The organism is Paeniglutamicibacter sp. MACA_103, from assembly GCF_045798555.1.
Taxonomy (GTDB): domain Bacteria; phylum Actinomycetota; class Actinomycetes; order Actinomycetales; family Micrococcaceae; genus Paeniglutamicibacter.
On the sequence record NZ_JBIXLN010000008.1, the window covers coordinates 92,792 to 104,092 of the forward strand.

Annotated in this window: 3 protein-coding genes and 1 pseudogene; all 4 read left to right on the forward strand. The window is 71.3% G+C overall.

Features of this window, described 5'->3' with window-relative positions; all coding sequences use genetic code 11:
- The first annotated feature begins 16 nt into the window (after positions 1-16).
- The 4 genes and pseudogenes from ACIPVK_RS05820 (at position 17) to ACIPVK_RS05835 (ending at position 11,301) form a co-directional block, all read left to right on the forward strand.
- A complete protein-coding gene (locus ACIPVK_RS05820) occupies positions 17-6,193 on the forward strand; it encodes an Ig-like domain-containing protein (RefSeq protein ID WP_407611017.1) in 6,177 nt (2,058 codons plus the stop codon).
- A 49-nt stretch (positions 6,194-6,242) separates the two neighbouring features.
- Positions 6,243-7,193 (forward strand): annotated as a pseudogene (locus ACIPVK_RS05825) (AAA family ATPase); the annotation flags it as partial.
- 281 nt (positions 7,194-7,474) lie between these two features.
- On the forward strand, positions 7,475-8,854 hold the full coding sequence (locus ACIPVK_RS05830; protein ID WP_407611018.1) for a DUF58 domain-containing protein: 1,380 nt from the start codon (positions 7,475-7,477) through the stop codon (positions 8,852-8,854).
- Entirely contained in the window at positions 8,851-11,301 is a 2,451-nt protein-coding gene (locus tag ACIPVK_RS05835) for a transglutaminase family protein (RefSeq protein WP_407611019.1), read from the forward strand. The genes ACIPVK_RS05830 and ACIPVK_RS05835 overlap by 4 nt, the downstream gene beginning before the upstream one ends.

Here is an 11,301-nt window from a genome sequence, read left to right on the forward strand (position 1 = left end):
CAAGGATTGACCGCACATGGCAAAGCCCAGTCGAGCCCGGTGGACCGCACCGTTGAAGGGCACCGCCTTCAAGGCCGTGGTTGTTCCGGTCGTGGCCGCACTTGCCGTGGCCGGTGCCATCATCCACCCGGGATTCGAAACCGCGGACGTGGAATTGAACGACGGCGGCGTCTGGGTCACCAACCAGGCCGAGGGCAAGATCGGGCACATCAACTACCAGTCGCGCGTCATCGACGGCGGCGTGGTCACGCCGCTGCCGCGCTACGACCTGGCCCAGCATGCCGAACAGGTCTTCGTGCGCAACCTCGAGCAGGCGTCGCTGACCACCATCGACCCGGCAATGGTCCAATTCGCGGGCGACAACAACCTGCCCGCCAACTCATCCTTCTCGTTTGGCGCCTCCGTCGTGGCGGTCACCGACGACGAGCACGGCACGGTGCAGGCCGCCCGGGTGGAGAACATCTCCGAATTCTCCGGCGACGGAGCCCAGCCGATCATCGAGTCCAACGGCGAGGTGGACGCCGTGGTCGGCGTCGATGACACCGTGTGGACCGTGGACTACCAGTCCGGGGTGCTCGCCGGCCACACCATCGACGGCGAGGGTGCCGCGCAGCCGGTCAGCGAGATCGTGATCGAGGAGCTGGGCGCACTGGCCGAGCCGCAGCTGAGCGCCGTCGGGGCGACCGGCGTGGTGTTCGACGCGGCCTCCGGCGACATCTACACCTCCACCGGTCGGCACGCCACCGTGGAGAACCCTGCCAACGCCAGGATCCAGGCCCCCGGGCCGGAGACCGGGAATGTGGCCGTCGCCCTGGACAACGCGCTGGCCACGGTGTCGCTGGACGGGCGGAACGTGAACTACGAGCAGGTTCAGACCGCCGGAACCCCCGTCGAACCGGTGAGGGTCGGCAGCTGCACCTACGCCGCCTGGCAGACCAGTGCCCAGTACCTGCGCCAGTGCGACGACCCCGCGCAGAACCAGAACATGCCCATTCCCGAGATGCCCCAGGGATCCGAGCTGAAGTTCCGGGTCAACCGCAACGTGGTGGTGCTCAACGACATCTCCACCGGCCAGGTCTGGCTCATGAACGAGGGCATGGAGATCGTCAGCAACTGGAGCGACCTGGAACCGCCCAAGGGCGAGGGGGAGGCGAAGGAAGAGGAGACCAAGGAGATCACCGACGCCATCGAGCTGCCCAACCGCACCGAGAAAAACGAAAAGCCCATCGCCGAGGACGACACCTTCGGGGTGCGCCCCGGGCGCACCACCCTGCTGCCGGTGCTCTACAACGACGTGGACCCCGACGGCGACCTGCTGGTGGCCGAGGTGGAGGGCGGCGGGCCGTCCATCGGCAAGCTGCAGCCGGTGCACGACGGGACCGGTTTCCAGGTCGTGGTGCCCGAGGACGCCTCCGGCGCGGCACGATTCAGCTACACCGCCTCCGACGGGCGCGGCGGCACCGACACCGCGTCCGTCAGCCTCAAGGTCGTCGGGACGGACACCAACGAGGCCCCGGAGCAGCGGCGCACCACCATCCTGCAGGTCCGCCAGGGCGAATCGGCCAGCCGCAACCTGCTGACCGACTGGACGGATGCCGAAGGGGACGACCTGCGTCTGCTCGGCGGCACCAGCGAGGGAGACGACGTCATCCGGGTCCGCCCCGACGGGACCCTCACCTTCCAGGACGACGGCAAGCGCATCGGCCAGAAGGAAGTCACGGTCCAGGTCTCCGACGGCCGCGAGAGCACCAAGGGCCGCGTGCTCGTCGAGGTGCTCGCCGACACCGCCGTCAAGCCGGTCACCGCCACCGACCACGTGGTAGCCCGCGTGGGGGAGGCAACGACCTTCGAACCCTTGCTCAACGACATCGACCCCTCCGGGGCCGGGCTGCGCCTGGCCGGCGTGGACGACGTCACCGGGCTGGAGCTGAAGACCAACACGGAGACCGGCAGCGTGACCGTCACCGGTGAACGCGCCGGGACCTTCTACGCCGAATACCTGGCCACCAACGGACCGGCCAGTGCGCCGGGGCTGGTGCGCATCGACGTGGAGCAGGCCGAGCCGACCGATGCGGCGCCGGTGGCGGTGCGCGACATGGCGCTGCTGCCCTCCGGGCAGGACGTGCTGGTCGACGTGCTGGGCAACGACTCCGACCCGGCCGGCGGCGTGCTGGTGGTCACCGGCGCCCAGAACAACCCGGAGGCCCCGTTCTCCACCAGCGTCGAACGCAATTCGCTGGTGCGCATCACCGACGTGCGCGGGCTGACCGACCCGACCACCATCGGCTACACCATCTCCAACGGCGCGACGCAGGCCACCGGCGAGATCCGCGTCGTGCCGATCCCCGCCCCGCCGCGCCTCGACCCGCCGCAGGCCAACCCGGACACGGTGTCCGTGCGCGCCGGCGACGTGGCGACCGTGAAGGTGCTGGAGAACGACATCCACCCCAACGGCGGCAAGCTGGCCCTGCAGCCGGAGCTGGAGGAGACCGGCGACCTGGGCGAGGGCTCGCTGATCTCCGTCGCCGACTCCGCCGTGCGCTTCCGCGCCGGGGACTTCGACGGCAAGCCCCGCCAGGTCTCCGCGGTGTACACCGTGGCCGGGCCCGACGGCCAGGAGGCCAGCGCGAGCGTGACCTTCGACGTCCTGCCCGCCGCCGACGCCAACGACCTGGAGAAGAACACCCCGCCGAACCCGGTGCCGGTCCAGGGCAGGGTCTTCGCCGGCAGCAGCACCAGCGTGCAGGTGCCGCTGGAGGCCATCGACCCCGACGGGGACTCGGTGTCCCTGGTCCAGTTCGGTTCCTCCCCGCGCCTGGGCACCGCCAAGATCCGCGGCTCGGCCATCGACTACACCGCCAACAAGGATGCCTCGGGCACCGACGAATTCAGCTACATCGTCGAGGACCGGCTCGGCGCGCGGTCCACCGCCACCGTGAAGATCGGCATCGCCCCGCTGGCCGAGGCCAACAACCCGCCGGTGGCCGTGAACGACTTCATCACCGTGCGCCCCGAACGCCCCGTGGCCGTGGACGTGATGGACAACGACACCGACCCGGACGGCGACGCCCTGGCGGTGCTGTCCGAGGTCGGTTCCGAGTCCTCGGTCCAGGCCGAGGTCGTCGACGGGCGCGTGGTGCTCACCTCCCCGCCGGAAACCGGCACGATCTCGGTGCGCTACCGGATCAGCGACGGCCGCGGCGGCACCGCGAGCGCCACCCTGACGGTGAAGTCGGATCCCGAGGCGCGCCTGCTGGCCCCGATCGCCCGCGACGACCGCGTCTCGCTCGAGGAAGTCATCGAGGACGACGAGGTCACCGTAGACATCCTGCGCAACGACGAGGACCCCGACGGCAGCACCGCGGACCTGGACGTCAGCCTGCCCGACGCGCCGGCGGGCGTGCGCATGGGAGATGCGGGCCTCACCGTCCGGATCGGCGCCGAGCCCCAGGTCATCGCCTACACGCTCACCGACCCGGACGGGCTGGCCTCCAACGCGTTCGTGCACGTGCCGGGCACCGGCGGGGCGCGCCCGATCCTGCGCAGCGGCCTGGCCCTCGAGGTCGAGGCCGGCCAGGTGCTGCCGCTGAAGCTGAAGGACCTGGTGCTCGTGCGCGATGGCCGCAGCCCCCGTTTGACCACCGAGGACGCCGTCAGCTCGATGCCGGCCAACGACGGCGACCTGGTCGTTTCCGCCACCGAGCTCTCCTTCCGGGCGCCGGTGGACTTCTCCGGCCCGGCCGCGGTGACCTTCGAGGTCACCGACGGTTCCGGTCCCGACGACTCCAAGGGCCTGGCCTCCACGCTGACCGTGCCGATCAACGTCGACCCGGCCCCGGGCAACGACCCGAACGACCAGCGCGAGGGCCAGGGGCCCGAAGGCGACCCCGAGGAAGAGGAAGAGCAGCCCGATCCGGAAAACTTCCCGCCGACCCTCCAGGCGAACACGCTGTCCGTGGGCCAGGGCGGGGAACCTGCCGTGATGGACCTGCGCATGGCCGCGAACGACCCGAACGAGGAGGACCTGCCCAAGCTCTCCTTCACCCTCGGCGCCGTGGACATCCAGGGCGTGGAGGCCGAAATCGTCGACGGGCACACGCTGAGCGTGCGAGCGGCGGCGGACACCCCCAAGGGCACCCGCGGCAGCGTCGGCGTCTCGGTGAGCGACGGGGTCAACCCGCCGACCACCGCCGCCATGGGCATCACCGTCACCGGCTCCACCCGGGAGCTGCCGGTCGCCGTCGCGGACAACGTGGCCGACGCGGCGCAGGGCCGCACCGAGTCCGTCGCGGTGCTCGCCAACGACCACAACCCCTACGCCGACCAGGGGCCGCTGCGCCTGATCAACGCGCGCCCGCTGGAGCGCGCCCACGGCACCGCAACGGTGAGCGGGGACAAGGTCGCGGTCACCCCGAGCGAGAACTTCGTGGGCACCATGCGGGTGGAATACACCATCGGAGACGTCACCGAAGACGTCTCGCGCAACGTCATCGGCACCGTGACGCTGAACGTCAAGGGCGCCCCGAACGCACCCTCGCTGCCCCGCGTGGAATCCACCGGCGACCAAAAGGCCGTGTTGGCCTGGGCGCCGCCGGCGAACAACGGCTCGCCGATCACCCACTACACGGTCTCCGGCGGCGGGCACGTGCAAAAGTGCACGACGACCACCTGCACCATCACGGGCTTGACCAACGACACCGTCTACAACTTCACGGTCACCGCGACCAACGCCGTGGGCGAATCGCCGGCCTCCCCGGCCTCCGCCGACGTCCGCCCGGACGTGGAACCGGAACAGCCCGGCGCCCCCACCGGGAAGGACGGGGACCAGCAGGCCACCTTCAGCTGGAAGGCGCCGGTGAGCCGCGGTTCGGCGATCCAGGGCTACACCCTGGAGATCTCCCCGGCCCCGGCCAACGGCGTCACCCAGGTCTCCGGGATCACCGGCACCTCCTACACCTGGAAGGGGCTGAAGAACGGCACCGCCTACCAGGCCCGGGTGCGCGCGGTGAACAAGGCCGCCAGGCCCTCGCAGTTCAGCGCCTACTCCGCCTCCATCACCCCGGCCGGCAAGCCCTTCACCCCGCACGCACCCACCGCGGTGCGTCAGGAATCGGCGATCGACGGCGGCGTCGTGGACGTGTCCTGGCAGGCCCCGGGCGCCAACGGCGCCGCCCTGAGCGGCTACACCGTGCGGGTCTACGAAGCCGCGACGCTGGTCAAGACAGTCTCCGGCATCCCGGCCAGCCGGCAGCGGCAGGCCGTCACCGGGCTTGGGACTTCGAAGTCCTACAGCTTCACGGTGCAGGCCACCAACCGCGTCGGTGCCTCCGAGCAGAGCCCGCGCTCCACCGCGGTCACCCCGTACGGGCGCCCGAAGGCCGTCGGCGCGCTCGCCGCGAAGGCCACCGGCACCAACCGCATGGTCAGGCTCGACTTCACGGCGCCCGGGGCGAACGGCTCGCCGATCACCGGCTACCAGTACTCCACCGACGGCGGGGCCTGGCAGTCCTTCGGCGGCCCGGGCGGCACCATCGACACCGGAGCCAACGGCCAGGCACACACCTGGCGGGTGCGCGCCCTGAACGCGGCCGGCCCGGCCGCGCCGAGCCCGGCCAGCAACCAGACCAGCGCCTACGGCCCGCTGCGCGACAACGCGCAGATATCCGCCACGCACGGGGACCACTGGATCAAGTTCACCTGGAACGCCGCCGCCGGCGAGGCCAACGGGCGCACGGTCACCCGCACGGTGACCATCAACGGCAACAAGACCGCCAACGACGGGGCACAGCGCCTGGAGAACCTCGGCTACTCGACCTCCCGGACGCTGAAGATCGTCGCCCGCGACACCGAGGGCCAAACCAAATCCTGGTCGAAGACCGAGCAGACGAACCCGAAGCCGGCGCGCTCGGTGCAGCTGAGCCGCGGCCCGAACTACAACGGGTATCCCAACTCGACCTGCTCCCCGGACTGCTACAAGTACCACGTGGAGCTGTACGACTTCGACCCCGGGTCCCACACCTACGTGAGCACGTGCTACCACTCCGGCGGGAACTTCGCCTCCCACCCCGTGACGTTCAACGTCGGGTCCAACGGCCGGGCCTCGGCGGACCTGCCCTGCGTGGTGGAACCCGGATACAAGTCGCCCTACTACGCCACGGTCGATGGCGTGAAATCGAACACGACCGGATTCTGACGCCGTAACCGGTGCGAGAACTTACGACGAGAAACAGGAGTCACATTCAATGACGATGACCAACGAGCAGGCCGGCTGGTTCGCCGACACCTTCGCCAAGCTGGTGGCCAACGTGGGCATCTCCGTGCTCGGCAAGGACGAAGTGGTGCGCATGGTGCTCACCGCCCTGCTGGCCGAGGGACACGTGCTGCTGGAGGACGCCCCCGGGACGGGCAAGACGATGCTGGCCCGGTCGCTCTCGGCCACCGTCCAGGGGACCAACTCGCGCATCCAGTTCACCCCCGACCTGCTGCCCTCGGACGTCACCGGCATCACCATCTACGACCAGAAGACCCAGGGGTTCGAGTTCCACCGCGGTCCGATCTTCGCCAACCTGGTGCTGGCCGACGAGATCAACCGTGCCTCCCCGAAGACCCAGTCGGCACTGCTGGAGGTCATGGAGGAGGGACGGGTGACGGTCGACGGGACCACCTACCCGCAGCAGCGCCCGTTCATGGTCATCGCCACGCAGAACCCGATCGAGCAGGCCGGCACCTACCGGCTGCCCGAAGCGCAGCTGGACCGCTTCCTGATCAAGACCTCCATCGGCTACCCGGACCGCGCCGCGACCGTCGAACTGCTCGCCGGCAGCTCGCAGCGTGACCGCTCGACCTCGGTGAGCGCCATCATCACCACCGAGGCCGTCGCCGACATGGCCGACCTGGCCGCCACCACCCACGTGGACCGGGGCGTGCTCGAATACGTGGCGCAACTCTGCGAGGCCACCCGCGACGCGTCCGAGACCCGGTTGGGTGTCTCGGTGCGCGGGGCGCTGGCGATGGTGCGCGCCGCAAAGATCTGGGCTGCCACCGAAGGCCGGAACTATGTGCTGCCCGATGACATCAAGGCGCTGGCCGCCGCGGTGTGGACGCACCGCCTGGTGCTGGACCCGGAAGCCGAATTCACCGGGGCCAGTGCCGAAGCCGTGATCGCCGACGCGCTGCGCACCGTGCCGGCACCGACCGGCCACGGCGGCACCGGCTCCGGCAACGGCACCAACGGCACCAGCGGCACCAGCGGCACCAGCGCCGCCAGCCTCGACTCCAGCGGGAATGGCGCCGGCAGCAACGTCGGCAACGGCGCCAGCGGTACCCGCAGCGGCCTCCGCGGCAGACGCGACATCAGCGGGAATGGCACCAGCGGCAACGGCACCGCCGCCCCTACCGATGAGCCGGCGCCCTCCGACGTCGACGAGGCAGAGGCCGACGAAGCCACCGTGCTGCGCCGGGACGTGGGCGGGGCATGAGCCGACGCTCCACCCGCGCCGAAAACCGCGCCTCCACGCGCGCCGGAAACCGCGCCGCCGCCCGTGCCGCGACCCGCGCCACCGCGCGGGCACTGAAGGCCACCGCGGACAAATCGGCGGGCATGCTCGCCGAGGCCACGGCGCTGCTGCGCGAGGCGCTGGAGCCGCTGCTGCGCCGCGCCCGCACGCTGTTCGCCACGTACCTGGCCCCGGCCGGACGCGTCGTCTCGCCGCTGGGCTTCGTCGTCGCCGGGACCGCGGTGCTGCTCTGGCTGCTCGGCGTCGCGTTCGGGTGGCAGGAGGCCCTGCTCGGGGCGTTCATGGCGTCCCTGCTGCTGCTGGTGGCGCTGGGCTTCATCGTCGGGCGTTCCGATTTCCGCGTCGGCCTGGAGCTGAACCGGACCCGGGTGGCGGTGGGGGACCGCGCGGTCGGCGCCCTTGAAGTGGCCAACCCCACGGCGCGGACCTCGTTCGCGGCGCAGATGGAACTGTCGGTGGGCGCGGCCGTCGCCAGCTTCCGGGTGCCGCGGCTGGCACCCGGCGCCGAGCACGAGGACCTGTTCACCATCCCCACCCGGCGCCGCGCGGTCCTGGCCGTCGGCCCGGTGCGTTCGGTGCGCCAGGACCCCTTCGGGCTGCTGCGCCGCCAGGTCCGTTGGACCGGTAGTTACGAGCTGTTCGTGCACCCCAGGACCACGGCCCTGCACGGCTCCTCGGCCGGGTTCATCCGCGACCTGGAGGGCATGACCACCCGCGACCTGTCCAACTCGGACGTGTCCTTCCACGCGCTGCGCGGCTACGTCGCGGGAGACGACCGCCGGCACATCCACTGGAAGTCCTCGGCGCGCACCGGCGAACTGATGGTGCGCCAGTTCGAGGAGACCCGGCGCTCGCACCTGGCCATCGCGCTGTCGGCGAACCTCGGCGAATACGGGGACCCGGCCACGGGGCCCGACGACTTCGAGCTGGCCGTCTCCGCCGCGGCCTCCATCGGCCTGCAGGCCGTCACCGACCAACGCAAGCTCTCCGTGCTGGCGCAGACCGGCACGGTGCGCACCGACACCGGCCGGAACATGCTCGATTCGCTGACCCGGCTGCAGGCGCGCACGCTGCCCCGCCGCGACGTCGCCGACCTGGTCCGCGGCACCATCGAGACGGTGCCCGGCGCCTCGGTGGTCTTCATCCTCACCGGTGCCGGCACCACCGCCCGCCAATTGCGCGAGGCGTCCATGCACGTGCCCTTCGGGGTGCGCGCCATCGCCATCCGCTGCGGGCACGGGCTGCGCGCCGCCCGCGCCGACATCGGCGAATTGACGGTGCTGACCCTGGGCAGCCTCGAGGAGCTCGGGCTGTTGCTGCGCAGGGCCGCGGCATGAGCGCCGTGAGCGCCAAGCTGCCGATGTGGCGCTACGCGCTGGATGCCGGCTGCCTGGGCCTTGCCCTGTTCCTCGGCGCGCTGGGCCTGGCCGATGCCTACGGAACCAGCGCCCACTACCTGCTGTGCTGCCTCGGCGGCATCATCGCCGGGCTTTCGCTGGCCTGGGCGCACGTGTACTTCCGGCTGCAGGCCTGGAAGACCATGGCGCTGTTCGCCGGGCTCTACCTGCTGCTGGGCACCCCGCTGGCCACCCCGCGCGAGGCCCTCTACGGGGTGCTGCCGACGTTCGAGTCGCTGCGGGTGCTGCTGTCCGGGGTGGTGTTCTCCTGGAAGGACATGCTCACCGTCGCCCCTCCGGTGGGCGCCTACGGCGGGGTGCTGATCGTCGCGTTCCTGGCCACGGCGCTCACCGGGCTGCTGGCGGGACTCACCGCGTGGCGGCTGCGCGCGCCGTACTGGACTCTGCTGCCGCTGCTGGCCATGTTCGTCGTCGGGATCGCCTTCGGCACCCGGGACGTGCCGCTGCCGATGCTGCGCGGCGGGGCGTTCATGGCGGTGCTGGTCGGCTGGCTCGCCTGGCGGCGCCACATCGGCAGCATCGTTGCCGACGGCTTCCGCTCGCTGAACCACACCGAGGCGGACGTGCGTTCGGTGCGCGACGGATTGGTCAGGCGGGTGGCCCTCGGGGCCGTGGTGTTGCTCGGCGCCAGCGGCATCACCGCCGCGGCCGCCGACCTGATCACCCCGCCGATCCCGCGGCAGGTGCTGCGCGATGCCGTCGAACCCCCGGTTGACCTCTACACCTACCCCAGCCCGCTGACCAACTTCCGCAAATACACCAAGACCATGGCCGAGCGGACCCTGCTCACCGTCACCGGCCTGCCCGAGGGCGAACGCGTGCGGCTGGCTGCGCTGGATTCCTACAACGGGATGGTGTTCAACGTGGACCCGAAGTCCGGGGGCAACTTCGCCCCGGTGGGCGATTCCGCCGACATCCGCACCTCCGGCTCCCAGGCGCAGCGCGCCGGCGGGGAACTGGGGATCCGCATCGGAGACTACGCCGGGGTGTGGCTGCCCGGCGGCGGCCGGCTCACCGGTGTGGGCGTGGACGAGGAAGGACGCGAGCAGCTGGCCCGCTCGCTGTTCTATTCCGACGAGGCGGAGACCGCGCTGAGCTCCATCGGGCTGCAAAACGGGGACAGCTACACCGCGCGGGTGCAATTCCCCGTGCGGGCCGCCGACGCGGAACTGGAAAACGCGGACTTCGCGCAGCTGCGCATGCCGGAACTGGCCAACGTGCCGCCGGTGGCCGCGGCGAAGTCCGTGGAATACGTCGGCTCCGCGCGCACCGCGTTGGAGCGGGCGCGCAGCCTGGAAACCGCGCTGAAGACGGGCGGGTTCTTCTCCAGCGGCGCCGAGGGGCAGGTGCCCTCGCTCTCCGGGCACGGGGCCGGGCGCATCACCGGCCTGCTCGACGCCGAAGACCCGATCGGCGACGACGAGCAGTACGCGGTCGCGATGGCGTTGATGGCCCGCGAACAAGGCATGCCCGCCCGCGTCGTCATGGGCTTCTACCCGGAAAAATACGATCCTGCCGCGGCGGTGGAGCTGAAGGGCTCCGACGCGCACGCCTGGGTCGAGATCGCCTTCGAGTCCATCGGCTGGGTCACCTTCGACCCGACCCCGGACGACGACGAGCAGCCCACGCCGCCGGAGCAGGAACCGCGGGCGGTGCCGCAGCCGCAGGTGCTCCAACCGCCCCCGCCCGAACAGCAGGACGCCGAGCTGCCGCCGGAGACCGCACCGGAACCGCAGGAGGTCCAGGAGGAGGAACCCGGCTTCTGGGAAACCTGGGGCGCGCTGGTCATCGGCGTGGCCATCGGCTTCGGTTCGCTGCTGCTGCTCGCCTCCCCGTTCCTGCTCATCCTGGGACTCAAGGCCCGCCGCCGGCGGCGCCGTGCCTCGGCCGGCAGCCCCGGTGCGCGCATCAGCGGCGGCTGGCAGGAAGTGCTCAGCCAGGGCACCGACTACGGGATCATCGCCCGCGGCGGGGCCACCCGCCGGGAGCACGCCGGCGCCCTGGCGGCCGGCTTCCCCACGCTGGGCACACTCCCGCTGGATCTGGCCGCGCGCGCCGACAAGGCCACGTTCTCCACCGGCCCCCTCGACCCCGACGAGGCCGCCGGCTACTGGCGGGACGTGGACGGGCAGGCGGCGAAGATGGGCGCGGCGGCAAGTTTCTGGCGCCGCCAGCGAGCCAGGTTCTCCCCGCGCTCGCTGCTGCACGAGTGGCTGGCCGCGCTGTCGGCGCGCGGGGCGCAGGCCGCACCCGGGCGGCTGGGCGGGCCGCTGGGCGGGCCGCTGGGCGCGAAACTTCCGTGGCGCCGTCCTGGTGGAGGCGCCCGCACCCTCGGTAAGGTAAACGCAATGGAAACCAAGGAGTAA

Bases quoted from the DNA above. Each gene is read 5' to 3' on its own strand.
- ACIPVK_RS05820 (WP_407611017.1), top strand. From the start codon at position 17: ATGGCAAAGCCCAGTCGAGCCCGGTGGACCGCACCGTTGAAGGGCACC.
- ACIPVK_RS05830 (WP_407611018.1), top strand. From the start codon at position 7,475: ATGAGCCGACGCTCCACCCGCGCCGAAAACCGCGCCTCCACGCGCGCC.
- ACIPVK_RS05835 (WP_407611019.1), top strand. From the start codon at position 8,851: ATGAGCGCCGTGAGCGCCAAGCTGCCGATGTGGCGCTACGCGCTGGAT.